The sequence below is a fragment of the Sphingobacterium thermophilum genome, assembly GCF_039541675.1.
Lineage (GTDB): Bacteria > Bacteroidota > Bacteroidia > Sphingobacteriales > Sphingobacteriaceae > Sphingobacterium > Sphingobacterium thermophilum.
The window spans coordinates 50,720-75,195 of the sequence record NZ_BAABGR010000029.1; the positions used below are offsets into that span (position 1 = coordinate 50,720).

Sequence of the window (24,476 nt, forward strand, 5' to 3'; positions counted from 1 at the left end):
GGGCAAAGGTACTTAATTATAGGATAGGAAAAATGGATTAGATGTCAAATCCAATGGGCATGAATGTTTTTGTTAGATAGAGAAAAGGGGATAGCTATTTGCTTAACTGCTTTAATTCGTCCTGGCTGAAAAGTTTAGTTCCTTTTAAGAAGTTAAAAATGATTGTTTTAGCTTTTTCGTCCGTCATCTTGTGAAGGTTGGCAAGAAGAAACTGTTTATCTTCAGTTAGGTTATCTTTATATCCCAAGAAATCAGGGGTATAATGCTGTATGCAGAAACGTATAAAGCGTAGCTCCGGATTCTGAGGGTCTTGTTGGATCTGCTGTTCCAGCATTTTACGTCCTTCCTTGAAGTGACTCATCTTTTTAAAAGGGTTGATTGTATGTTTGGCTGTAAACATGGTAAAAGCCGCTAGATATCCTCTTTCTATGGAAGTTTTGGGATTAGTCTTTAGAACCTGCAAGTATTGTTTGCATAGCTTCTCGTCCTTTACGCCCTTGTTGAAATCTTTTCGGATATCGTATAGGTCGATATCGGATATATCTTGTCCCTTAACGGTAAGAGCAAAGCAGCTGTATGTTAAGGCTATAAGAAGGACGATATTTCTCATAAAAAACAAAGGTTAAGTTTTACCTTAACCTTTGCAAATAATAAGCCAAATATTTTGTTGTTATTTGATGAGTTTGTTATACAGTAAGTTGATGATTTCCGCGTTCATCGCCACAAAGCCGTCTTTATATTTCAATACACATCCGTTGGTAATGACGACGATGCCGTATTTGGTTTTAGGATTGAAGAACATGGCGCTATAGAGACCATATGCCGATCCTGTATGACCTACGAGGTGCTGTCCGGGAATCAGCTTATCCGTTTCCTGTAGTGCCAATCCGTAACCTTCGTCATCCGATATTTTTGTCTGCATGAGCTTGGAAGTTTTCTTGTTAAGAACCTTCACTTTTCCGGACTTGCCGTAGTTCATGTGCATGATCATGTATTTGGCCAGGTCTACTGCCGATATTTTCATTCCACCGGTTGGAGAGAATATAGGGGTTGTTTCTCCCAACTTATGGTTTTTAATATCCTCACTGCGCGGGTTGTATGCTGCCGGCTCTAAGACAAATTGGTCATTTTTCTGATTGTAAGAATATAGGGAAGCAAAGCGTGTATTGTCCAAGGAGTCTATGCAATAACCTCCATATAGTCCTAGTGGGTCGAGAATCTGCTGCCGTATGTATTGGTCGAAGCGTACATTGGTTAATCTTTCTAGGATAGCTCCCGCCATGTTGAAGTTGAGATTACAGTATTGATATTTTGTTCCCGGTTCGTAGTCGTTATAGCTCTTTTGCCAGTTTGGGTTTTTTGAAGGGTTGATAACATCCAGCTCAAAATATCCGTTGGCATCATTGATGCTGGAAGTATGGGAAAGAAGCATTTTCAAGGTTATTTTTTTATCCGGGAATTTAGGGTTACGGATAGGAAAACCTACCAAGTCGCTGCAGTCGTCTTCCAAGCTTATTATCTTTTTTTCTACCAGCTGCATGAGCGCTGTGGCGGTAAACGATTTAGAGATGGACGCTATACGGAAGATATGTTTGTCCACGTCCAGTTTTTCCTGCGTTTCTAGCGAGCTGTATCCTATAGCATTTTTTTCTATGATTTTGTTGTTTTTGACGACGACGTAGGCGACACCCACGGCTTTATATTTATCCGCTATGGACTGTACATCGTCTTTTACTTGCTGTGCTAAGAGAGGGGATACGGTTGTTAACGTTGCGAATAATGACATTAAAAGTTTTTTCATAGTTATAGGTTGTTATTAAATGATGTTCAATAGAAGTTTTAGGCCGTAGCCTATGCTTATGGCAATCATGAAGCTTGCTAAGGTCCCTACGAGTATGTATTCTGTGAATTTGGTGTCTTTGGCGTTGGCCAAGTCTCCGAAGCGGAAGATGGATTTTGCAGCTAGCAGGAAACCTATTCCTTCCCAAAAGTCCACCAGTATGAACAATACTATAAGCAGCCTTTCGATTATACCTATCCATAATCCGGCATGCATTAGACTGTCTTGCTTCTTGTTGTAAAATTCGGATTCCTTTTGCCACTTGGAAAAGAATAGCCTTAAGATTACGGGTGTGACAATGGTGATAGCTACGAAAGCAATGCTGTATAGCAACACCTTTTCGAAGGAAATCTGTTGGAGAGGAAGAGCATCCCATCCAAAGGAGAATATCACTACGATGAAGATGATACTTATATGTAAGATTTGGTCAATGACAAAGAGCAGAAAGGGATTGCGAGGAAATTTTTCCTCCATCCATATTTTTAGACTGTCGATTGCCAGATGGGAAATAGCGATGGTTGCGATGACCAAAGCGTATTGTTCTTTATCCTTCCAAAGGAAACCGACTAAAAGGGCGATATGGATAAGGATGTGCAAGAGAAGGTAGCCAACATTATCTTTTCTTCTAAGGACCATCGTCTTCGTCTGTAGGGCGAAGTCTCCGATAAGATGTGCTAATAATAATTTTAGTAATAATGTTAGCATGTGATTAGTAATTGCTTTGTACAATATTCTATGGTCAGTTTGATCTTTTGCCAATTAGCTTTCTTTAGCTCGGTGCTAATTTGACTTTGGTGCTTTCTATGCAATAACTTTGTTAATTCCAGTTGACTGGCTTCGGGATGTTCTATAGCGGTTTTTACTGTTTTTGCCATATTCACTGTCCATCTGTTTGCCAGTTCAGTAGCCAGCTGCAACATGATATTGGTAGATTCATCCCAATGGTCAAACGGTGATCGAACACGAATCAGCTCTTTGTCCAACGTATCAAACGCTTCGCCCGAAAAGATATAGGCTTCTCCCGAGGAATCTTTTACATGTTGTCGTTCCACTTCTATTTTACCTATGCCCAATCCGAGCCGTACATCAAGTTTTTCTATGGTACGTATACTTGCTTTTATGTAAAATACCGCTTCAATGCATTTCTCTAACGGTAATTCTATTTGAAAGCTATCGCCTCTAAAAATATCAAATTTATTTGAATAGTGACGTAGACAATCAGTCAAAACCGACAGCCATATTTCAGAACTTACTTTTCTGGAATGTACGATATCACCGGTAAGGATAGCTTTTAGGGAACTCATTGTTTTATTTTATAATCAAATGTAATGATAATTTATTATATCATCAATATGAGTGATAATTTATTATATCATTATTTTTAATGATAATTTAATTTATTATTAGAATTAGTGATATTTTATGGAGGAGACAAAAACAAAAGGCTTCTATCTTGATAGAAGCCTTTCGGAGATAAATAATATAGGTGTGTAAAATATCCTAGAACGTGAATTTCACTGAACCAGTCCATGTACGTCCCCAACCTACTAACACATAGTTAGAAGTGTTGATACCTTTCCAAGTAGCGTCGTTAGGGCCAGCGGTACGGTATGAAGTAGCTTCAGAGATGTAGAACTCGTCGAACAAGTTGTTTACGTTGACACGGAAGCTGATAGTGTTTTTGTCGCTAATTACTACTTTGTACGATAGACCGGCGTCCACTAAATCGTAAGAAGGCAATCTTAATGTTTGTGAACCGTTTGATGGAAGAGCACCGTACAATCTGTCGTGGTAGCGGTAATCAGCATCTATAGCCAAGTCTTTGATGATAAAGTATTTGAAACCACCACCGAAAGTAGTTTGAGCGGCATCGCCAACTTTTACGCCAGTAAGGTCTTTTTCTTCGATACCTAACTGGATGCGGTCTTCGTTACGTAGGATAGTCTTAGCTAAACCATCATATTTCCAATCACCCACAGAGGCAAAACCTTTCAATGTAAATCCTTTGAAAGGACGTGCTGCGAAGTCTAATTCCAAACCTTTGTGATCTTGTTTTACACCGTAATTTGTTTGGTAGATCAATTCGCCTATAGCGATTAAGTTAGGATCATATTTCGCTACATCTTTATCTGAAGCGATGAATGAGCTACTTGTTACGCGGTTTTCCCATGTAGTGCGGTAAGCGTTCAAGTTAGCATCGAAGTATTTCGAAGTGAATTTATAGCCTAACTCAAGACCTAAAATTTTCTCATTGTATGCAAAAGGGTTAATATCGTTTGCATAGTTCATGAAAATATTGTTTTGGTATGGTTGGCGAGAGTAGTACCCGGCATTACCGAAGATTGTGTGTCCGGCTAAAGTGTAGCTCAAGCCACCTTTTGCGTTGTAACCGAAGTTGTTAACGGCATCCGATTTTTGTTTACCCGGTTCATATTGATAATAGTCTTCACGGATATTTTGTTGTTCGGAAATTGAACCTTGGAAGAATGCTGTAAATCCATTTTTAGCATATTCAATTTGACCGAACAAACCGCCATAACGAATGATTTGGTCGTATTCCCAAGCTATACGATCTTCTTTGGCAGTGGCGCTGTTAGTCCATGTTTTCCAAGGGTTGGTAGAGAATACATTGGAAGTAACGTAAAGTTGGGATTGTGAAGGAACTAACATTTTAACTTCATGAGTGATGCTAGGAGCACCTAACAAGTCAGTAACTTGTCTGTAGTGAGTTCCTTTATAATCACGCAAGTCAAAACCAATGTTGAAGGACAGGTTGTCATTCAGCTTACGGTTATAGTTTGATACGATACCATACCATTGGTGGTTGTTCATATCTGCTGCCAAGTAAGGAACTTTAGCTTTTGTAGCGTCAGTACGTTGTGACTGCCCACCACCGCGTGCCATAGAAGCATATAATACGGTAGCTAAAGACGCTTTTTCAGAGATTTTCCAGTCCCAGTTGAAGTTGGCAACAGGTTTATGGTAGAAGTTTTTACGTACGTTGGTTTCTACGCCATTGATGATAGAAACGTTGTCGTTATATTTTCTACCTTTTTCTAAGAAGTTTTTCAAACTTGCTGTATAACCTTGCATATGCCATTGTGGGGCACCGGTTACCATTAAGTTTAAGTTATGTTTATCGTTGACTTTGTATCCCACAGATAGGAAATAGGTTTGTCCAGCACCTCCGGTTTGGTTCATATAGCCGTCGCCTTTCCAGTCGGTAAGCATCAAAGATACGGCAAGTCCGTTTTTCATCAAGCCGGTGTTATAGGCAACTGTAGTTTTGCGGTACATGTCGTTACCTACAGTGCGTTTTACGAAACCGCCTTGTTGCATCTCTGTAGATTTGGTGATGAAGTTTACCGTACCACCTACTGACGAGATAGCCAATTTTGAAGAACCTAAACCACGTTGGATCTGAACAAGTGAGGCTACATCCGAAAGCCCGTTCCAGTTAGACCAGTACACACGACCATTGTCCATACCGTTGATAGGTTGTCCATTCAATAAGAATGCCGTGTTAGATTGGTCAAAACCACGAGTAGTCATCGAGGACTCACCAAATCCTTTAGCTTGACTTGTCACATACACTGAAGGCGTGTTGATTAAAGCGGCAGTGATATCTTGACCGCCCACTTTTTCTTCAATTACATCTCTCTTGATTGTAGATACTGCAATTGGAGTCAAACGGTCTTCAGCCACATCCAATAAAGTACGACCTACTACAAGAATTTCATCCAATGCTTGTTCGCCACTTGGAACTAAAATAATAGTACCAATAGGTGTGTTAGCAGAGAAATTAACTTGTTTTGTTTCGTGGCCGAGGAATTTGATTTGAAGCTGGCCGCTTGTTTGGTTGGTGGTTAATTTGAAGTTACCTTCCGCATCGGTAGAAGTTCCTTCCTTACTTCCTGCAACCATGATTGTGGCACCCGCGATAGGTTCCGTGCCGTTGGTAACTTTACCAGTGATAACTTGTTGAGCAAGAGCGACGTTACTGGTAAGCATGAATGCCATAGAGGCATACAGTAGGGTAGAATTTTTGTTCATCTTGTTAGATAAAATATTTCAATTGGTTGCAAAGGTAACTTAAAAACTTAAAAATGTAAAATATTGTTAAAGTTCAAATAAAGCACTTAATTTTATTTATTTATATCTGCCAAAAATATATTCAAAAATAATTTGATTGTTTAGTTAACTAATTGAGTGACAGAAATTAATCTGTTGCTATTGTATTTAAAAGCATTTTTCTCCGGTAGTAAGCTAAGGTAAGTCTTTCTGTCAGATTATTGTAAATAGTTGGTTGTTATAATTTTTGTAAAGATGAAGAAAAGGAAAAATAAAATTGCCTTAGCACTGCAGCCCCAAAAAGTGCTATAAACCTTATTTAATAGGTAAAATCTTTTATTGTGATTTAAGATGTTGAAATGTGGATATTAAGTTTTTGTTAACCCTATTTAAATCAGGAATTTGTTGTGTAACTTTACACCGTTGACCAATCAATTTTACGTTTAATGAAAACATATTTACTCCTTTTTGCTTTGCTGTTTGCTAGCTTAGCGACGGTACAAGCACAAGTTACTACCAGTAGTCTAACCGGGGTAGTGACCGAAAGCACCGGAAAATCCACGGCAGGTGCGACAATCAAAGCAACCCACATTCCTTCTGGAACCACGTATTCGGGGGCGACGAATGCTCAGGGAAGGTTTAACTTGGCTAACATGCGTGTAGGCGGTCCTTATCGCGTGGAGATCACCTATGTGGGACAAAATCCTATTGTTTATGAAGATGTTTATCTTCAGTTGGGACAACCCTTTGTATTGAATCCTGTTTTTGGGGAAGATGCTTTGCTAATCGATGAGGTAACTATCACAGGCAGTCGTACAAAGAGTGACAAAAATGGTGCTTCCACTGTAGTAAACCGTTCGCAGATTGAAAATTTACCTTCCATCTCTCGTAGTGTTAACGACTTGACACGTCTTACGCCACAGGCAAATGGTACAGCGATAGGGGGAGGTAACTACCGTGCAAATAACTTTACGGTGGATGGTGCGAATTTCAACAACCAATTTGGTATAGGTCAAAATATTCCTGCCAATGGTTCACCAATCTCTATTGACGCTATCGAGCAGATTGTGGTGAATGTGACACCTTTCGACGTACGTCAGTCAGGTTTTACAGGTGCTGCGGTAAATGCGGTAACGCGTTCCGGCCGTAATAACTTCTTCGGATCGGCTTTCTATACCGGACGTTCGGATCATCAGCAAGGTTCGCGTGTAAAAAATACGCAAGTTGCTATCAACGATATGGAGGAGAAACAATACGGTGTAAGCTTAGGAGGTCCTATTGTTAAAAATAAGTTGTTCTTCTTCGTTAACTTGGAGCAAAATAAAACCGTAGAACCTGGACCAACAAAAGTTGCAGATGACGCCAACAACCGTCAATATGGTTCGGGTAACTCCAACATTGCAAGACCTACTTATCAGTTTCTGGATGAAGTAAGAAATTACTTGATCACTAAATATGGATATGATCCAGGTGTTTATCAAGGTTACTCGAATAAGAGCAATAACGATAAACTTTTCGCTAAGATCGACTGGAACATTGCCGACAACCATAAAATTAACTTCCGTTACAATCAGGTAAAAGGAAAGAGTCCAAGTCAAATCAGTAATTCTTTCACTGGATCAGGACTTTCCAACCTAAGCCGTACCGGATCAAATGCTTTACACTTCTCTAATTCCAACTATTTCCAAGAAACTAACCTCTATTCGGGAGTAGCGGAATATACCGGTAAGTGGGGCAACACTAATAATACTATACGTGTAGCATACGTTCATCAAAACGAACCACGTTCTTCTGGCGGAGCAGACTTTCCTCTGGTGGATATCAAGGAGGGAAATAATATTATCACCACTTTCGGCTATGAGCCATTCACTTATGGCAACTTACGTGATGTGAAGACTTTGACTGTGTATTACGACGGGAACTATGTATACAAAAACCACAACTTCACGTATGGAGCCCAATACGAGGCTAGTACGACAAAAAATGGTTTCCAACGTTTTGGGGCAGGATATTACTTGTATAATTCGTGGGATGATTTTGTAAATGGGGCTAAGGCAGCTAACTATGTGCTTACTTTCCCACTGACAGAAGACGGCTCTCAGGCTTTCCCTTCATTCAAATTTGCACAGTATTCGCTTTTTGTTCAAGACCAGATTGCTGTTAACAGTAAACTGAAACTGACTGGAGGTGTTCGTTTGGAATTGCCAACATTCCCTAGCATTTCTGCTATGAAAACACACCCGCTTGTGGAGCAGTTAACGTTTGCTGACGGATTAAAGCTAAATACAGGTTTGACTCCGAAAGCGCGAGTGATGGTGTCTCCACGTATCGGCTTCAACTATGATGCTTATGGAGACCGTTCATTGGTATTGCGTGGTGGTTCGGGTATTTTCACCGGACGTATTCCTTTTGTATGGATTGTAGCTCAGTCTGGTGATGCAGGTATGTTGCAATATACACAAATCTTTCCTGCAGACCGTATTCCTGATTTTAATCCGGATATCAAAGCTAATTTTCCTTCTCCAATTCCTCAGGCAGGAACCTCTATTCCAAGTTCTATCTCAGCTATGGATAGAAACTTGAAGTTCCCTTCAACATGGAAGACCAGCTTAGCTGTAGACTACACATTGCCAGGAGGAATTATTGCTACATTAGAAGGTATTTATAACAAAGACCTTAATGCTGTTGTGGCGAAAAACGTAAACCTTGTAGAACCTACTGCTTTAGCAATCCCAGGATATAATGATCACAGATATATCTATCCAGCCAGCACAGCTAGTAAATACATCAATAAATTAAATTCTAATGGATTGGTTACGCCTGATGCGACAAACCGTTTTGATCCTACCTATATGACAAATGCTAAAGGAGGTCATTATTATTCAGTAACAGCACAGTTACAGAAAAACAATTGGAATGGCATGTCGGCATCTTTAGCATACACTTATTCAGGAGCTAAAAACTTTGGTGATGGTTCGGGAGACCAGATTGCCAACTTGTGGTCATTGCCAGCTACAAACACAGGAAATCCAAACGTTCCTTCGTTAGGATATACTACAAACGTGGTACCTCACAGATTGGTAGGGTTTGTTTCTTACAGCAATAACTGGATAGGTAAGTTGAATACTACTATGACCTTATTCTATTCAGGATCTTCAACAGGAAGAATGAGCTATGTTTATGCTGGAGACTTCAACCGCGACGGAAACTCAAACAACAATGACTTGATTTATGTGCCTAGCAGTCCTGCAGAAATAGAGTTTGATCCAATAGCTGCTGGTAACAGCAACTATGGTGGAAGGGCTTATACTGCTCAAGAGCAGGCCGATATATTCTTTGAGTTGATTGATAACGATAAATATTTAAAATCACGCAAAGGAAAATACGCAGAGCGTAATGGTGGCGTGATGCCTTGGAGAAATCAGTTTGATTTCCGTCTATCTCAAGAAATCTTCAAAAATGTAGGCGGAGCAAATAATTCGTTGGAATTTTTCTGGGATGTATTTAATCTAGGCAACTTATTAAGTTCAAATTGGGGTGTGTATAAATCCGCTAATACCCAGTTGTTGAGACCGACAAATACAAGTGCATTAACTCCTGACGGTACAACAAAACCTAAATTCCAACTTAATTATAGCAATGGAGATATTATTCGTTCAACAACTTACGTAAACGAAACAATATCATCAACGTATTACATGCAATTCGGGTTGAAATTCAAGTTTAACTAAGGTTGTTTAAGTGCTATATGTAAAAAGCCTTTCCATATATCGGAAAGGCTTTTTTAATGGATGTCTTTTATTAGAAGTTTGGTTTGAGCAAATATTTATCGTAGAAACGAAAGATATGTCCGGCAGCCTCTTCGGCGGTATCTACTATTCTATACAGCTTTAGGTCCTCAGGAGAGATATATGCATTGGCAAGCATGGTCTTTTCGATCCATTCGAACAAACCGCCCCAATATTCCGAGCCTACTAATACGATAGGGAAGCGGGCGATTTTTCCGGTCTGGATAAGAGTGATCGCTTCAAATAGCTCATCCATCGTGCCGAACCCTCCAGGCATCACGATATAGCCCTGAGAGTATTTCATAAACATAACCTTACGTACGAAGAAGTAGTTGAAGGTTAGAATTTTATCTCTGTCTATATAGCTGTTGTGAAACTGCTCGAATGGCAATTCGATGTTTAAGCCTACCGATTTTCCACCCACAAGGTGAGCTCCTCTGTTGGCTGCTTCCATAATTCCCGGACCACCCCCAGAGATCACACCGTATCCTTTTTCTGCCAGAAGTTTGGCTATCTCTACGGTCATCTGATAGTATTTATGGTTTTCAGGAGTTCGTGCCGAACCGAATATAGAAACACAAGGACCTATTTTTGCCAACTTCTCAAAGCCATCCACAAATTCTGACATGATTTTAAAAATCTGCCATGAATCTTTCACTTTAATCTCTTGCCAAGTTTTGTTGGCAAACGAATTTCTAATTTTACTTTCTCCTGTCGTCATCTTCTTTAAACTCAAATCAAGAGTTGCAATATAATAAAAATTATATTTCTATCCTTATACTAAAATTTTCCTTAAGAAAGCTATTTTTTGTCCGAATGGCCCAAGTTTTTTTCAGGACAGATGCGGTCTCTTACCCGCTGCTTTAGGGTTTTGATATCTGCAAAGCCTCCATCTCTTTTTCTGTCGAAAATCATAAAATCTTCATGACGTATCTGAAAACGGCCGCTCACCTCGCTAGGAATAAGCGTAATGCCGTAAACATCCTCTTCAAAGGTGGTCAGTAACTCTTGGGCTATATAAGCAGCCCGTAACATCCATCCGCACTTAGGGCAATATTCAATCTGTAGTGTTGGTTTCATAACAGAAATATAAAAAAATATAATGCAGAACGGAGCAATGTTTTCGTATACTGATATTTTGCTGACATAAAAAATAATTACCTTTGTATTATGAATTTTTCATCCAAGCTATTAGAAAATGCGGTAGAGGAGTTCGGGCGCCTGCCCGGAATCGGGAAAAAGACCGCATTGCGATTGGTGTTACATCTGCTCAAACAGCCGGATGGCGAAGTGCAACGTTTTGTGCAGTCCCTGACTACGCTCAAAGAGCAGATACAGTATTGTCGCGAATGCTACAATATTTCGGATGAAGCTGTCTGTGAGATCTGTCAGTCCGTAAAGCGTGATAAGACGACTATCTGTGTGGTGGAGGACACTCGTGATGTCATGGCCATAGAAAATACCAACCAGTATCAAGGTGTTTATCATGTATTGGGAGGGCTTATCTCTCCGATGGAAGGTGTAGGTCCTTCGGATCTAAAAATCGAAGGGCTTCTCGAACGCATACGTCGAGGGGACGTCAAAGAGGTAATCCTAGCCCTCAGTGCTACTATGGAAGGGGATACCACCATATTCTATCTATACCGTAAGCTGAAAGAATTTGATATTCAGATTACGACCATAGCTAGAGGTATAGCGTTCGGTGGAGAATTGGAATACGTGGACGAAATAACACTGGGCCGCTCCATATTAACTCGTGTGCCATACGAACGCAACGTAGGTTAAATCTTCATCTTGGTAATGACAAACTGGAATCCACCACTAGCAAGTAGTAGTAGGCTACCTGCCACTGTCCACAAGGTGAAGTATCCGTAGTGTTCAGCTAGGTAAGTTCCCAAATAAGGGGAAACGATATTGGCTGCAGCGAAGGCTAATGAGTTGAACCCCATATAGGCTCCTTGGTTATGTAATCCCGCTCGTTTGATAGAGATTGTAGCCATAAAGGGTAGTGTCAGCATCTCCCCGGTGGAAAGAATAAACATGGACATATAAAGCCAGATAAGCCCAAAATCTATATTCAGCATAAAGTATGCTATGGAAGTAATGGCTGTACCCCACACCATAATCTGCCGTACCGTAAAGCGATGTTCTACGAAATGGACCAAGACCATTTCAAAAACCACTATGACGAAGCCGCTAAACCCTAGAAGAAGACCTATCTGTGTGGAGTCTAAGCGATAAACATCCTTATAAAACAGCGGTAAAGTACTTAACAGCTGAAAGAATGCCATTGAAAAGAGGCAACATAAAATATTGAAGATGATGAAGAGACCGTCCCGATAAGCGTTTTTCTCTTTTTTCGTATCTTCAGAAGTTTCTTTGGTTGTTACATTAGGCTTTCTGTTTTTGAAGAAATAGATAAAGACAATACATGCCAATCCGGCAGCAATAGCGTTACCATAGAAAATCCAATGATAGGAAATAGTGGCGAGGAAGCCTCCCAGTGCAGGACCTATGGAAAACCCTAAATTTACGGCCATCCTGTTGAGTGAATAGGCCCGTGTAATATTTTCGGGTTTAGCATAGCGTGCCACCGAAACTGAGTTGGCCGGTCTAAATGTGTCGGCCACTACGGAAAGCAGGAAAATCATAGGAGCCAGCCCTTCGAAGGTAGTGAAAGCCGGTAGCACCAAGAAAAGTGGTATTACCGCCATCAGGGAGATGGCCTGAACTTTAAAATTACCAAAGCGGTCTGTCAGCCAACCTCCTAACCAGGAACCACATACCGCTCCTAATCCAAAGCAGCCTAACACCAGACCTATCTGAGTCTTGCTGAAGCCCAACTCCGAAGACATATACATCCCCAGAAAAGGTATTACCATGGACCCGGTTCTGTTAATCAATATCACCAAAGCCAATAGCCATGCCGCTTGCGATAATCCTTTGTATGAGTTTATATATGTTTGAAAAAGAGCTTTCAATCTATTTTTATGTAATTTAAAAGGTTAATTATACAATATTGTTGTCAACTTTGTAATTGTTGAATACAACCTTTTTTGTTTTGTCTTTGGGATTGAAGATAAAATCTATTCTTCCCAATATTGCTCCACCCGTTGCAGCCTGATTGACTATAGTTTCTTTGCCGGCAGCGTTAAGGACACGGGTTGGTTCTTCTAGGTAGGTGTGTGTATGTCCTCCTATGATAAGGTCGATATCCTTTGTTGCGGCGGCCAATTTCAAATCCGAAATCTGATCCGTGGTATAGCTGTATCCCAAATGAGAAAGACAGATAACAATATCGCATTTATGCTTGTTCTTTAACGTAGGAACTATTCTGTTTGCTACAGCAATAGGATCCAAATATTTCATCCCTGCATAGTTTTTCTTGTCTACAAGTCCTTCGACATTGACGCCTAGTCCGAAGACTCCTATTCGTATTCCACCTCGCTCCAAAATCAGGTATTCCTTGGTTTTTCCGGCCAAGGCTGTATTGCTGAAGTCGTAGTTGGAGGTAACGAAAGGAAAGTTGGCTTTGTCGAAATGTTTGAGAATACCGTCAATGCCATTGTCAAATTCGTGGTTGCCGAAGGTGCCTGCATCATATCCCAACTTGGACATGAGGGTAAGCTCCAGCTCTCCATCAAAAAGGTTGAAATAGGGGGTACCTTGAAACATATCTCCTGCATCGAACAGAAGTACATGCTTTTCTTCCTTACGTATTTTGTTTATCAACGTACTTCTGCGTGCTACACCTCCTAATCCTTGTAGTTTTGAACCATCCATAGGAAAAGGTTCTATGCGGCTGTGTACGTCATTGGTATGTAGGATGGTAAGCTTTATTTCTGTAGGCTTAGCCCACAGGTCTGTAGGCAGCTGACTTAGTGCTATAGTACCACCCAATACTCCTATATTTTTTAGGAAATTTCTTCTATTTAATGATTTGAACTCTGCCATCGAGTTTAGTATTTATGGTTTTACCTTCACTTGTTAACTTCTTCAGGTAGTCGATAAGACCGTTTCGGACCAATATTCCTGAATCTTTTCTCGAAATAGGGTTGTCTAGTCCTAATATGCGGTCGCCGCCATTAGCCAGATAATCGTAGGTCACCAATTTATAATTCTTATTGATGTCGAAAGGTTGGCCTTGAATAAAGACATCTACCGGCTTTCCGTCTTTGATTTTCATGGTCATTCCCGCGATAGGTTGTCCCCCTGTGTTGGCCATAAACTGTAACAGGTTAGCCATTTCCGACCCTTTTATTTCCAATATGGTGATATAATTTTCAAAAGGCATGAGCTCATAGATATTGCCGATTGTAACATCTCCCTTCTTGATGTCTGCACGTATACCGAATTTTGTGGCAATAGAAAACTGTACGTCAGGATCCAGTGTTTTTCCGATTTCCAGCAGTGCATCTACGAAAAAGTTTCCAGCCGAAGATTCGGCTTCTGATCGCGTGCGGTACAGGTTGTCTTCGGCAAAGGCGATGACTCTGTTCATCTCAATTTCCATCTTTTGCTTATAAGGCAAATAATATCGGATGATGCTGCTGTCTTCTTCAACCTGACTGTTAATGACATAGTTGTGGGTTGAAGTGCTATGTCCCCATTGAGTGGTCTTGCATCCCACTAGGGAGAGGGTTAGCAAGAGCGTCGGGAATATTTTCGAAAAGAAATTCATGGTACTAAATTTTATGCGAAGCTAAGAAGAATGTGGCTAGGAGCCAATTATCTTTTTGTAAAATTTTGATTTCGTCCTAGTAAAATTGTAAAAAAAAGAATTCTAATTTTTTCAAACAAAGTATTAGTTGTAATTTGGCTTATTGAAATCTAAATTATTCACCTTAAATAATCGATCTAAACTAGAGTAGGAGGAAGAGAAAAAGTATGCCTTTAAAGATTCCAGATAATTTGCCGGCTATAGAACTTCTAAAGCGTGAGAACATTTTCGTTATGAGTGATTTGAGGGCCAATACGCAGGATATTAGGCCGTTGCGTGTATTGGTGCTCAATCTTATGCCTTTAAAGATTTCGACGGAAACCGACTTTATCCGGCTTCTGTCCAACAATCCTTTACAGGTGGAGATGGAATTTTTGAGTATGGAATCTCATGTATCCAAGAATACTCCACAGGAGCATTTGGAGATGTTTTATAAGACTTTTAGTGAAGTTTCGAATCAATATTACGACGGATTGATTGTCACGGGGGCACCTGTAGAGATGCTTCCTTTTGAGGAGGTGAACTATTGGGAGGAGCTTGTACAGATTTTTGATTGGGCCCGTACACACGTTACCTCTTCATTATATATCTGCTGGGCTTCCCAAGCTGCCTTGTATCATTTTTATGGCGTCAACAAAATTGCTTTGGACAAAAAGTTGTTCGGTGTATTCAAACATACCGCTAGCAAGAAGAAATATCCGTTGTTTAGAGGCTTTGACGATGAATTTTACATTCCGCATAGCCGACATACAACTATTGATAAGCAGGAAGTGTTGTCCAAAGACGGATTAACCATCCTTTCGGAATCTCCAGAGGCGGGAATTGCCATTTTAAGTTCAAGAGGAGGAAGGGAGTTTTACCTTACTGGTCATTCGGAGTATAATCCATTCACGCTGCATGAAGAATATATGCGTGACTTGGAAAAAGGTCTGGACATAGAGATGCCAAAAAATTATTATCGAAATGATGACCCTAATGAGGGACCTATGGTACGTTGGACAAGCCATGCCAACCTTTTGTTCAACAATTGGCTCAACTATTACGTGTATCAGGAGACTCCATATAACCTTAACGATATTGCTTCTTTAGGCGATATTGGTGAGCAGAGCGAATAATAGCCACGACATAAAAAGGACTTTGAAAACTTTTCAAAGTCTTTTTTTTAATGTACACTTTCTTTACTTTCAACGACTATTAGTTGTAATTTAGGAATATGATTGGTAGCTACAGATATATGGATATTGCTTTCTCCTCGTCGGATAAGGTAGCTACTGACATGGCTATTATCTTTTAAGTTTAACCTCCATGTCGTATTATCCTTTACCGATTCGTCCATGGGAGGCAAGACATCGCCTTCAAATACTTTAATTCCTCCTAGAGTACTCACTTGGTCGGTGATATTCTTGATGACATAGTATGTGGTGATTTCAAAGTTATTTGCAGGGTCTTGTTCTAGCATAGCACTAAAGACACGTCCTTTAACAGGGATTTTATTTAGGCTATCCAGATAAAAAATGAAGGTGCAATTTTCGCAGATATTTTCATTGGTCGATTTGGCTCCTTTGGGGACTTTTAGGTATGGAAAATCATTCAAATCTACATCGGAAATAGGTATGTTGCTTAGAAATTTTTCTATACTCAGGACGCCTTCTTTCTCATTGTCTGTATGTGGAGGGTTATTTGGTGGATGACAACCTACCAAAATTCCAACCAACAGTGATAGTAGTGCAGTTTTGTTGATCAGCTTTTTTATAAGATGTGAATCACTTACGGAGTATGATTTTTATTTCACCAAATTAATATTCTGGTAGTAAGACAGGAAGCTGATAAAAGTTTATTTTTTCCTTTAACATATCGATTATTAAGATTGTAGTCTTCAAATCTTCTCCAATAGCTTTACTTATCTGGTCTAATGAATTATTAGCTTTTAAAAGCTCAATGAGTTGTGTTTCTCTTTTGGTAAGTTTTACCGTAGGTATACTATTATCTTTATGGATGTTTTCTAGTTTTTCACTAGATATTTCACAGAAGAAGAATTCACCGTTCATTACTTTTGTGATAGCTTCGTAAATTGTGGGGATTTTTGCCCCTTTCACTATATAGCCGTCGGCTCCGGCTTTCATAAATCTGTTGATATATTCGTAATCTTCAAAAGAAGAGTAACCAATGATTTTGATATGAGGATTTACTTTTTTGAGGTAGGGGCAAATCTCAAAGCCACTTGTATCTGGGAGATTGATGTCCAGAAGAGCAACGTCGATATCTTTCAGTCCTGTAAATTCGAAAAGTGATTTACCGGTAGAAAAATTATCAACAATATGGATATCATCGTATTGCTGTAAACCAATTTTAAGGTTAAAAACCACTATAGGGTGGTCTTCTATAATGATAACCTTTCTCATAAATGATGCTTTTCATAGTAAGATGTTTTAATAATACAATAATTAAATAAGAAATACAATGATTTTGTAGCACTGTTTAAAAATATTCTTTGTATTGAGGGATTTGAAGTATATTTATATAAGTTTTGGGATTATCTACCTATGAAATTTAAAAAAATTATTTTTTATATACTATCTTATTTTCTACTTACCAGTCCATTATGTGCAAAATCTTTTTCTCTTGATTCGTTGAACCAGTATAATGACTCTGTTATAAATCTTATAAAACGCACAAGTAAACTAGAGAAGAAGCATGTGTTAATAAATGACTTGTTAAATAAGAATAAAGAAGAAAACTTTGATTTTAACCGCAATTTTGTTCAAAAGCATTATCTGCTTGATAAAAATTACCAAAAAGACAGTCTTACCTATTCCAAAATATTATTCAATCATTATTCAAAGCTATATTTTTTCGTAGAACCGGACACTATTCTTTCTTATATCAAAGGGATGATAAGTTACCTCAGGGGGTCGACTACTCCGGAGTTGCAAAATATGCTGTATGAGTTTCAGCTGTTGGAAGCTACGGTTATCGGTCGGATGGGCTATGCATTGACAGAGTTAAGGATGCTTTCCGAACTTTATCCTAAGCTACTTAAAAGCAATAACACACTACTTTTATATAGATATAATTTCAATTTAGCCCTTATATATTACCAATATAACGAAACACAAAAATCATTGGATTTTCTATATAAGGTCATCCATGAAAAGAAATTGACCCAAGAAGTACAAAGATATAAAGGTGTTTCTTATATCCTTCTTGCATCTAATTATTTGAAACTTAACCAACCGGATAGTATCAGAAAATATAATAGAATGGCGGCACAATTTCTAACACGAAAGGTGCTGAGTCATATAATTTATATTTCTCGATATCATAGTATCAATGCATATCTGTTGGCACTGGACAAAAATTTTGTTGAGGCCTATAAGAATATTGATTCGGCCTACAATATAGCTGTGGAACGTAATAATGACGGAGAAATTTTGTATTCTAATTTTATGAAAGCGCGTTGTTTCGCTTTGCAAAAACGTTATGATGAAGCTATAGATCTTTATAAATATATTTTGGCTAATTCTCCGGTCCTTATGCTTAATATTTATAAGTCTTATATTTTAAGAAATCTATTAGATGTTTATAAGCAGACTGGAAAGATTGAGAAGGTGTATGATACATATGACGAGCTTCTCGAATTTCAGGAAGAAGAGACACAGCGAACTAAAGAAATGCAGATAGAGGAGTTGGATTACAATTTCAAGCTCAATGAAAAGCTTAATGAAATTGAAAAACTTAGAATAACAAATGAGAAGGCGGAAGTGACCAAACAACGTAATCGTATTTTTATTGTGTCTTTGGTCATATTGATGGTTTTTCTTGCTGGTATTTCGCTTTTGATTCATAAGAACAACGTCCGTAAAAGGCAATTGGCGATGAACCAATATGCCCTGTTGGAAGCTAGATTGGAGGAAGAAAGGCAGAATAAAAAAATCTATGAGATGCAGCTGCTTAAGCAGGTGGAAGATAGGGAGCGAAACCGTATAGCTAATGATTTGCATGATAGTCTTGGGGGATTGCTGTCTTCCGTGAAAACTGCATTGTACAGCCTACAGGAAAGGCAAGAGGATAATACAGAGGATAAAGCCCATATCGATCAGATTTTGGGATATGTGGGGGAGTGTAAACAAGAGCTTCAACGTATTGTTTACAACCTCACGCCTCTCGTGGTGGAGAAATTCGGTTTTGTGGAAGCAATAAAACAATACTGCAAAAAACTTCAAAATGAACAGCTTAAGATTGATCTGCAGTTGATAAGTGTGCCGGCAAATATAGTTATGGAAGATGAGATTATGCTTTATCGTATTATCCAAGAGGTGCTGTATAATATTACCAAACATGCCCATGCAAGTCATGCCCTGGTACAGATTCAATCCAACAAAGAGGGCATGATGATGATTATTATCGAAGATAACGGACAAGGCATATCTGCGGATGTCATGGAGGTAAATGCAGGTTTAGGTCTTCGAAGTCTTTATTCTCGGGTGAGCAGTCTTAAGGGAAAAATTAATATAGAATCAGAGAAAGGACAAGGTACGGTGGTGAATATTATATGCTATCCTAAATTGAAAGATATTGTTTGATAGCGTACAACTATATCGTTGACTTGGAATTAAGCTGATAATTTGTTAATTTGAGGCAAATCAGTGTTATGATACCATCCATAGTTATAAGAAAGTACAAAAATGAAGATTTTGAACCGTTGGTTCGTGTGTTAGAGCAAAACATACCTCAATACTTTGCTGAGTCCGAGATTGAAGATTACAGAAATTTTCTGACCAATGAGTTGGAGGATTATTATGTTTTGGAAATGGAAGAAAGTGTTGTTGGAGGAGGAGGTATCAATTACGACAGGGCTAAGAAGATAGCAAAGCTGAGTTGGGATTTGCTATTGCCGCAGTATCACAATCAAGGATTAGGCAAGCTTTTGTTGGACCATCGTTTGGGCATCATTTCCAAGAGGGAATACGTTAATACTATTGTGGTCCGTACCTCTCAGTTTGTATATCCGTTTTATGAAAAAAGCGGGTTTAAATTAGTTGAAACACATAAGGACTACTGGGCAAAAGGCTTTGACATGTATAAACTTGTCAAAAACAAGTAACTTAACTTTCCTTAAGCTCAAAAAGAAAGCCGGAACATTTGTTCCGGCTTTCTTTTATTGAGACTTAGAAAACATTAGTTTAAAGCATCCAATTTAGCCTGAATTTCTTTAGATTTTTCTTCTGCTTGTAAGAAGTCATATAAGCTTTTCAAACCTCTCAAAGCGCTTTCTTCATTAGGATTAACCTTAATGGCGTTTAAGAAATATTTTTCTGCACCTTTAGCTCTTTCTTTGAATTCAGCTACTTTCGCATTGTATGCTGCATTGGTAATATTTCTGTCACTGTTCAATTTTTGTAAATCTTCACGGACAAGATTCATGATAACTACACCAGCATTAACGTTGGCGTCAGTGTAGTCCGGGTCAATTTCCAAAGCTTTTTTATAAGCTTCTAAAGCTGCCTGTTCATTATTTTGAGAAGCTTCAGCGATACCCAAATAGAAGTAAAGCGTTTTGTTGGTTGGTTCTTTTTCTATTTGAGCTTTAAGATCGTTCATTATACCTGCTGTATTTCCTAACGCAATGTTAAAGTTGATATTTTGGTTGGCAATCTCACTATCCTCTGGATATTCTTTTGCGGCGATGCCGGCATATTTCAAGGCGTTAGTAGTATCCTGTAATGTCAAATAGATGTTTGGAAGATCTTTAAGGATTTTCTTGTGTTCGCTATAGTCTTTACGATCTACCAAAGCAAGGTATTTTTCCAATCCTTTTTGATAGTCATTGCTTTGTAGGGCAGCGATGCCGGCATAATATGTGGTGGTAGTGTCACCTGGCACGATCAAAGAAGCTTCGTGGAAAGCATTATATGCGGCATTATAATCTTGTTTATCCCAAGCCGCTACTCCTTGGTTGAAGTTGTATACATAAATGGTTTGTTCACCTAAAGTAATGTTTTCGGTGAACTTATTGTCTTTGTCCAACTGGCGGGCTTTGGCTAATGCTTCTTTAGCTTTAGCGATATCTTCAGCGTTGTTGGCATCTGCACCAATGTTGGCATAGATGGTACCGTAGTATGCCCATGCTTCCGCAGATTCTTTGGTCTTATCGTGAACGATTGCTGCATCGATGGCTTCTTTTGCCGATTTAATAAACGTTTCGCCTAGCTTAGCATTTCCGGCTTGTTTAAATTCGTAATACTTTTGAAAATTTGTCAATGCTGATTTTACTTTGCCGGCTTGGGCGAATAATGAACCTGCCGAGAAAAATATGGCAGCAAATAAAATTCCTTTTTTAATGTTCATACGTTTTACCTTTTTAATTATTTGATAACTGATTTAGAAGCAGATTGACTCTGTCTAATTGTTCTTGATCGCCAGTAGCTTCATAGAATAAAGCCAAGCCTTTTAGGGCATTTGTAGCATAAGGTTTGATTCCATTGGCTTTCAGTAGGTAGTCCTGTGCCATATACTGTGCTTCTAAATTGTTTTTATCCTTTAGATATTCATTTAAATATATCAATCCTAATGCCAAATTAGCATCATAATTGTCTTCTTCCAAATTTAATACTTTGGAATAATAATTTTTTGCTTCGGCAATGTTACCTACATTTTCGTGTGCAAATCCAGCCAGATAGTAAAGTTCTATGTTATCAGGCTCATAGGCTATAGCCTCAGCAATGATAGGAGTGAGGGCTTGATAGGTTTTATTTTGTGCATAAAAATCCACTAACAGAAAAAGAATATTCTTATGCTTAGGGAACAGTTGACGAGCTCGCTGTAAAGTACTTAGATATTCTTGGGAGTTATCTATGGCTTTATATGCTTGGGCCAATGCTATGTACACCTCTGGTTCTGCTTCTGTACTTTGTATCAGCTTTTGGTAATAGGAGATGGCTTCTTTATACTTTCCTGCCTGAGCGGACAGATATGCCAAATTCCTCAATACATCTACCGACTGCGACCCTAATTTCTCGACTTCAAGGAAGCTGTTATACGCTTTTTCGAATTCTTCTTTTTCTATTTCCTTATTTGCTTTATAAATATATGCTGCAATAAGATTTTGCTTGACGTAAGTAATTTCGTTAGTGAGATTTTTTCTATCCCGCGGGCGGATACGTTTCAAGGCATCTTCCGCAATGATGATAGGATCTTTATCTGTTTTGATTTTGCGCAAAGAGTCTGCATAAGCCATAGAACTATAAATCATAGCTCTAAGCACGTTGTTCTTAGTTAATGAAGAGTCACGTCTAGTTTTGTAGGCGGCATCAATGAATTTTTTGGCATTTTCCAATTCTTTTACGTCGCCTGTTTTCGTGTATTTGGCAAAACTGTTGGAGCCCTCCTTAAAGTTAGACTGGGCTACAACAGTAGAACCTATAAATATCGAAAGTATTGAAGCTAATATTGCTTTCATTTTTTTATTCTTCAGTCGCTTGATTGTCTGTTGTGTCGTTTTCGGCTGAATTGTCCATAGTGTTTTCATCTATATTTTCTTCAACCTCTTCGTCTTCCTCTCTTGCTACTTTAGTAATAGATGCGATCTCATCGTTTTCTTTCAACGTAATCAGACGTACCCCTTGCGTTGCTCTACCCATCACACGAAGGGTATCTACACCTATACGGATTACGATGCCCGATTTATTGATTATCATCAGGTCATCATTGTCTGTCACGTCTTTAATCGCTACCAACAAGCCTGTTTTTTCGGTGATGTTGATAGTTTTCACACCTTTACCACCACGATTTGTAATACGGTAGTCTTCAATGTCGGTACGTTTTCCATACCCTTTTTCCGAAACTACCAACACGGTAACATCAGGACTATTAACACTAATCATGCCAACTACTTCATCGTCATCGCTGGCAAGCGTAATTCCTCGAACTCCCGTAGCGGTACGGCCCATAGGACGAACGGTAGATTCGTTGAAGCGTATTGCTCTTCCCGATTTTAGAGCCATCACGATTTCGCTGTTTCCTGTTGTCAAACAAGCGTCGATCAATTGGTCACCCTCATTGATGTTGATGGCATTGATACCGTTTGCTCTAGGACGTGAATAAGCCTCTAAAGAAGTCTTCTTGATGATTCCCTTTTTGGTACACATGATGATGAAGTTGTTGTCCATGTATTCCTTATCTTTAAGGTTTTTCACCAAGATGTAGGCACGGATTTTATCTTCTTTAGGGATGTTAATGATATTTTGTAAGGCTCTTCCTCGAGAGGTGCGACTTCCTTCCGGAATTTCGAAGGCACGCAGCCAGTAGCAGCGTCCGGATTCCGTAAACAACAACATATAGTTGTGTGCTGTTGCCGTAATGATGTGTTCGGTGAAGTCTTCGTCTCTGGTGCTGGAGCCCAAAGAACCTTTACCACCACGTCCCTGACGTTTGTATTCCGACAGCGGAGTGCGTTTCACATAGCTGTTGTGTGAGATGGTGATGACTACTTCCTCATCGTCGATGAAGTCTTCCATGGTCATGTCTTCTGCCGAGTAGACTATCTGAGAGCGGCGTTTGTCACCATATTTCTCTTTAATTTCTATCAACTCGTCTTTGATGATCTTATAGCGCAAACTTTCATCAGCCAGGATTTCTTTTAAGTATTCGATAGTCTTCATTAATTCGGCATACTCTTCTTTGATCTTATCACGTTCCAGACCTGTAAGACGACGTAGAGTCATATCTAGGATGGCGCGTGCCTGAAGATCTGAGAGGCCGAATTTTTCCATCAATCCTACGCGTGCATCTTCAGGGGTTTCCGAATTACGGATCAGTTGAATAACTTCGTCAAGATGATCTAGGGCGACGAGATATCCTTCGAGGATGTGTGCACGTTTTTCGGCTTCAGCCAACTCAAATTTGGTACGTCTAACCACTACCTCATGACGATGCTCTACGAAAGCCTGAATCATATCTTTCAGGTTCATTAGCATCGGTCTTCCTTTAACCAGGGCAATATTATTTACTGAGAATGAAGACTGTAAGGCTGTATATTTATACAGGTTGTTTAATACAACGTTGGCGTTGGCGTCACGCTTTACTTCGTAAACGATACGTATATCTTTTGCTGATTCGTCACGTATTTCCGAAATTCCTTCGAGTTTTTTCTCGTTAATCAGTTCTGCGGTACGTTTGATCATGTCCGCTTTGTTGACTAAATAAGGAATTTCTGTTACGACGATGAGCTCTTTTCCAGTTTTGGTGGTTTCTATTTCGGCTTTACCACGGATAACGATACGTCCACGTCCAGTCTCGAATGCTTCACGTACGCCGTAATGTCCGTAGATGATACCCCCTGTAGGGAAGTCCGGCGCTTTGATGTATTGCATCAGCTCCGATATCTCGATGTCGCGGTTGTCGATATACGCATTGATACCATCTATGACTTCAGAAAGGTTGTGTGGGGCCATATTGGTTGCCATACCTACCGCAATACCGGAAGCTCCATTAATGAGGAGGTTAGGAATACGTGTAGGCAGGACGGTAGGCTCTTGTTCGGAGTCGTCGAAGTTAAGCTGGAAATCTACGGTATCTTTTTTGATATCGGAAAGCATCTCTTCGGCGATTCTACGAAGGCGAGCTTCGGTATAACGCATCGCCGCAGGAGGGTCTCCATCTATAGAACCGTAGTTACCTTGGCCATCTACCATAGGATAACGCATAGACCACTCTTGGGCCATACGCACCATAGTGTCATATACTGAAGAGTCACCATGTGGGTGATACTTACCTAATACTTCTCCGACGATACGAGCGGATTTCTTGTAAGGCTTGTTGGAAGTAACTCCCAAGCCGTCCATTCCGTATAATACGCGTCTATGTACAGGTTTTAGACCATCACGAGCATCAGGCAATGCTCTGGAAACAATCACAGACATCGAGTAATCGATGTATGCGGATTTCATCTGGTCTTCAATATTAATTTTTATGATCCTGTCTTCCGCAGGAACTAGATTATTGTCATTTTCTGTTTCTTCAGCCATATTTATTTGGAATCAGTAAAACTAAACTTTGC

20 protein-coding genes are annotated in these 24,476 nt (G+C 39.4%); 5 read left to right on the top strand and 15 right to left on the bottom strand.

The features are described from left to right. Positions 1–94: 94 nt before the first annotated feature. From ABD873_RS09960 to ABD873_RS09980, 5 genes are all read right to left on the bottom strand, one after another. Positions 95–610 (bottom strand): hypothetical protein, encoded by a 516-nt coding sequence (locus ABD873_RS09960; protein ID WP_231561425.1) that lies wholly within the window; start codon positions 608–610, stop codon positions 95–97. Between the two features lie 60 nt (positions 611–670). Next, positions 671–1,801 (bottom strand): serine hydrolase domain-containing protein, encoded by a 1,131-nt coding sequence (locus ABD873_RS09965; protein WP_345067932.1) that lies wholly within the window; start codon positions 1,799–1,801, stop codon positions 671–673. A gap of 15 nt (positions 1,802–1,816) precedes the next feature. Beyond that, positions 1,817–2,545 carry a DUF3307 domain-containing protein gene (locus ABD873_RS09970; protein WP_345067934.1) on the bottom strand — a complete coding sequence of 243 codons (729 nt, stop codon included), beginning with the start codon at positions 2,543–2,545 and terminating at the stop codon, positions 1,817–1,819. Next, on the bottom strand, positions 2,539–3,144 hold the full coding sequence (locus ABD873_RS09975; protein WP_345067936.1) for a hypothetical protein: 606 nt from the start codon (positions 3,142–3,144) through the stop codon (positions 2,539–2,541). The genes ABD873_RS09970 and ABD873_RS09975 overlap by 7 nt, the downstream gene beginning before the upstream one ends. A 196-nt stretch (positions 3,145–3,340) precedes the next feature. Beyond that, positions 3,341–5,893: a TonB-dependent receptor gene (locus ABD873_RS09980; RefSeq protein ID WP_345067938.1), complete on the bottom strand. Its 2,553-nt coding sequence runs from the start codon at positions 5,891–5,893 to the stop codon at positions 3,341–3,343. Between the two features lie 464 nt (positions 5,894–6,357). Here ABD873_RS09980 and ABD873_RS09985 point away from each other — a divergent pair, with 464 nt between their 5' ends. Continuing rightward, positions 6,358–9,642, top strand: a complete 3,285-nt coding sequence (locus ABD873_RS09985) for a TonB-dependent receptor (protein ID WP_345067940.1) — start codon at positions 6,358–6,360, stop codon at positions 9,640–9,642. A gap of 70 nt (positions 9,643–9,712) precedes the next feature. Here the strand turns inward: ABD873_RS09985 and ABD873_RS09990 are convergent, their stop codons facing one another. Both ABD873_RS09990 and ABD873_RS09995 read right to left on the bottom strand, forming a co-directional pair. Continuing rightward, positions 9,713–10,420, bottom strand: a complete 708-nt coding sequence (locus ABD873_RS09990; protein WP_345067942.1) for an LOG family protein — start codon at positions 10,418–10,420, stop codon at positions 9,713–9,715. 80 nt (positions 10,421–10,500) lie between these two features. After that, positions 10,501–10,779 carry an Rdx family protein gene (locus ABD873_RS09995; RefSeq protein ID WP_082021815.1) on the bottom strand — a complete coding sequence of 93 codons (279 nt, stop codon included), beginning with the start codon at positions 10,777–10,779 and terminating at the stop codon, positions 10,501–10,503. Between the two features lie 90 nt (positions 10,780–10,869). On the opposite strand from ABD873_RS09995, the gene recR reads away from it, so the two are divergent. Further along, positions 10,870–11,484 carry a recombination mediator RecR gene (gene recR, locus ABD873_RS10000; RefSeq protein ID WP_039053283.1) on the top strand — a complete coding sequence of 205 codons (615 nt, stop codon included), beginning with the start codon at positions 10,870–10,872 and terminating at the stop codon, positions 11,482–11,484. Here recR and ABD873_RS10005 read toward each other — a convergent pair. Genes ABD873_RS10005 through ABD873_RS10015 form a run of 3 tightly spaced genes read right to left on the bottom strand, consistent with a single transcriptional unit; the run spans position 11,481 to position 14,380 of the window. Continuing rightward, a complete protein-coding gene (locus tag ABD873_RS10005; protein ID WP_345067946.1) occupies positions 11,481–12,680 on the bottom strand; it encodes an MDR family MFS transporter in 1,200 nt (399 codons plus the stop codon). The two genes, recR and ABD873_RS10005, sit on opposite strands and share 4 nt — an antisense overlap. A gap of 28 nt (positions 12,681–12,708) precedes the next feature. Further along, positions 12,709–13,653, bottom strand: a complete 945-nt coding sequence (locus ABD873_RS10010; protein ID WP_345067948.1) for a bifunctional metallophosphatase/5'-nucleotidase — start codon at positions 13,651–13,653, stop codon at positions 12,709–12,711. Next, positions 13,628–14,380 (bottom strand): 5'-nucleotidase C-terminal domain-containing protein, encoded by a 753-nt coding sequence (locus tag ABD873_RS10015; RefSeq protein ID WP_231561175.1) that lies wholly within the window; start codon positions 14,378–14,380, stop codon positions 13,628–13,630. The genes ABD873_RS10010 and ABD873_RS10015 overlap by 26 nt, the downstream gene beginning before the upstream one ends. 206 nt (positions 14,381–14,586) lie before the next feature. Here ABD873_RS10015 and metA point away from each other — a divergent pair, with 206 nt between their 5' ends. Continuing rightward, on the top strand, positions 14,587–15,534 hold the full coding sequence (gene metA, locus ABD873_RS10020) for a homoserine O-acetyltransferase MetA (protein WP_039053285.1): 948 nt from the start codon (positions 14,587–14,589) through the stop codon (positions 15,532–15,534). A 47-nt stretch (positions 15,535–15,581) separates the two neighbouring features. Here the strand turns inward: metA and ABD873_RS10025 are convergent, their stop codons facing one another. Further along, positions 15,582–16,133 (bottom strand): hypothetical protein, encoded by a 552-nt coding sequence (locus ABD873_RS10025; protein ID WP_345067952.1) that lies wholly within the window; start codon positions 16,131–16,133, stop codon positions 15,582–15,584. 82 nt (positions 16,134–16,215) lie between these two features. Further along, the gene (locus tag ABD873_RS10030) at positions 16,216–16,821 is read right to left on the bottom strand and encodes a response regulator (RefSeq protein ID WP_345067954.1); all 606 of its coding nucleotides are present in this window, start codon (positions 16,819–16,821) and stop codon (positions 16,216–16,218) included. Positions 16,822–17,310: 489 nt separating this feature from the next. Here ABD873_RS10030 and ABD873_RS10035 point away from each other — a divergent pair, with 489 nt between their 5' ends. Both ABD873_RS10035 and ABD873_RS10040 read left to right on the top strand, forming a co-directional pair. Then, on the top strand, positions 17,311–19,002 hold the full coding sequence (locus tag ABD873_RS10035) for an ATP-binding protein (RefSeq protein WP_345067956.1): 1,692 nt from the start codon (positions 17,311–17,313) through the stop codon (positions 19,000–19,002). Positions 19,003–19,070: 68 nt separating this feature from the next. Next, positions 19,071–19,523, top strand: coding sequence for a GNAT family N-acetyltransferase (locus ABD873_RS10040; RefSeq protein ID WP_345067958.1), 453 nt, complete (start codon positions 19,071–19,073; stop codon positions 19,521–19,523). Between the two features lie 74 nt (positions 19,524–19,597). Here ABD873_RS10040 and ABD873_RS10045 read toward each other — a convergent pair whose 3' ends face one another. The 3 genes from ABD873_RS10045 to gyrA are packed head-to-tail and all read right to left on the bottom strand — an operon-like array spanning position 19,598 to position 24,444. Beyond that, a complete protein-coding gene (locus tag ABD873_RS10045; RefSeq protein ID WP_345067960.1) occupies positions 19,598–20,767 on the bottom strand; it encodes a tetratricopeptide repeat protein in 1,170 nt (389 codons plus the stop codon). A 13-nt stretch (positions 20,768–20,780) separates the two neighbouring features. Next, positions 20,781–21,878, bottom strand: coding sequence for a tetratricopeptide repeat protein (locus ABD873_RS10050; protein ID WP_345067962.1), 1,098 nt, complete (start codon positions 21,876–21,878; stop codon positions 20,781–20,783). A 4-nt stretch (positions 21,879–21,882) separates the two neighbouring features. Further along, positions 21,883–24,444 (bottom strand): DNA gyrase subunit A, encoded by a 2,562-nt coding sequence (gene gyrA, locus ABD873_RS10055; protein WP_345067964.1) that lies wholly within the window; start codon positions 24,442–24,444, stop codon positions 21,883–21,885. Between the last annotated feature and the right edge of the window lie 32 nt (positions 24,445–24,476).

Excerpts from the sequence above, each read along its gene's own strand:
- ABD873_RS09960 (WP_231561425.1), bottom strand. The coding sequence starts at position 610 with ATGAGAAATATCGTCCTTCTTATAGCCTTAACATACAGCTGCTTTGCT.
- ABD873_RS09970 (WP_345067934.1), bottom strand. The coding sequence starts at position 2,545 with ATGCTAACATTATTACTAAAATTATTATTAGCACATCTTATCGGAGAC.
- gyrA (WP_345067964.1), bottom strand. The coding sequence starts at position 24,444 with ATGGCTGAAGAAACAGAAAATGACAATAATCTAGTTCCTGCGGAAGAC.
- ABD873_RS09980 (WP_345067938.1), bottom strand. The coding sequence starts at position 5,893 with ATGAACAAAAATTCTACCCTACTGTATGCCTCTATGGCATTCATGCTT.
- ABD873_RS09975 (WP_345067936.1), bottom strand. The coding sequence starts at position 3,144 with ATGAGTTCCCTAAAAGCTATCCTTACCGGTGATATCGTACATTCCAGA.
- ABD873_RS10035 (WP_345067956.1), top strand. The coding sequence starts at position 17,311 with ATGATAAGTTACCTCAGGGGGTCGACTACTCCGGAGTTGCAAAATATG.
- ABD873_RS10040 (WP_345067958.1), top strand. The coding sequence starts at position 19,071 with ATGATACCATCCATAGTTATAAGAAAGTACAAAAATGAAGATTTTGAA.
- ABD873_RS10045 (WP_345067960.1), bottom strand. The coding sequence starts at position 20,767 with ATGAACATTAAAAAAGGAATTTTATTTGCTGCCATATTTTTCTCGGCA.
- ABD873_RS09965 (WP_345067932.1), bottom strand. The coding sequence starts at position 1,801 with ATGAAAAAACTTTTAATGTCATTATTCGCAACGTTAACAACCGTATCC.
- ABD873_RS10010 (WP_345067948.1), bottom strand. The coding sequence starts at position 13,653 with ATGGCAGAGTTCAAATCATTAAATAGAAGAAATTTCCTAAAAAATATA.
- metA (WP_039053285.1), top strand. The coding sequence starts at position 14,587 with ATGCCTTTAAAGATTCCAGATAATTTGCCGGCTATAGAACTTCTAAAG.
- ABD873_RS10015 (WP_231561175.1), bottom strand. The coding sequence starts at position 14,380 with ATGAATTTCTTTTCGAAAATATTCCCGACGCTCTTGCTAACCCTCTCC.
- ABD873_RS10030 (WP_345067954.1), bottom strand. The coding sequence starts at position 16,821 with ATGAGAAAGGTTATCATTATAGAAGACCACCCTATAGTGGTTTTTAAC.
- ABD873_RS10050 (WP_345067962.1), bottom strand. The coding sequence starts at position 21,878 with ATGAAAGCAATATTAGCTTCAATACTTTCGATATTTATAGGTTCTACT.
- recR (WP_039053283.1), top strand. The coding sequence starts at position 10,870 with ATGAATTTTTCATCCAAGCTATTAGAAAATGCGGTAGAGGAGTTCGGG.
- ABD873_RS09990 (WP_345067942.1), bottom strand. The coding sequence starts at position 10,420 with ATGACGACAGGAGAAAGTAAAATTAGAAATTCGTTTGCCAACAAAACT.
- ABD873_RS09985 (WP_345067940.1), top strand. The coding sequence starts at position 6,358 with ATGAAAACATATTTACTCCTTTTTGCTTTGCTGTTTGCTAGCTTAGCG.
- ABD873_RS09995 (WP_082021815.1), bottom strand. The coding sequence starts at position 10,779 with ATGAAACCAACACTACAGATTGAATATTGCCCTAAGTGCGGATGGATG.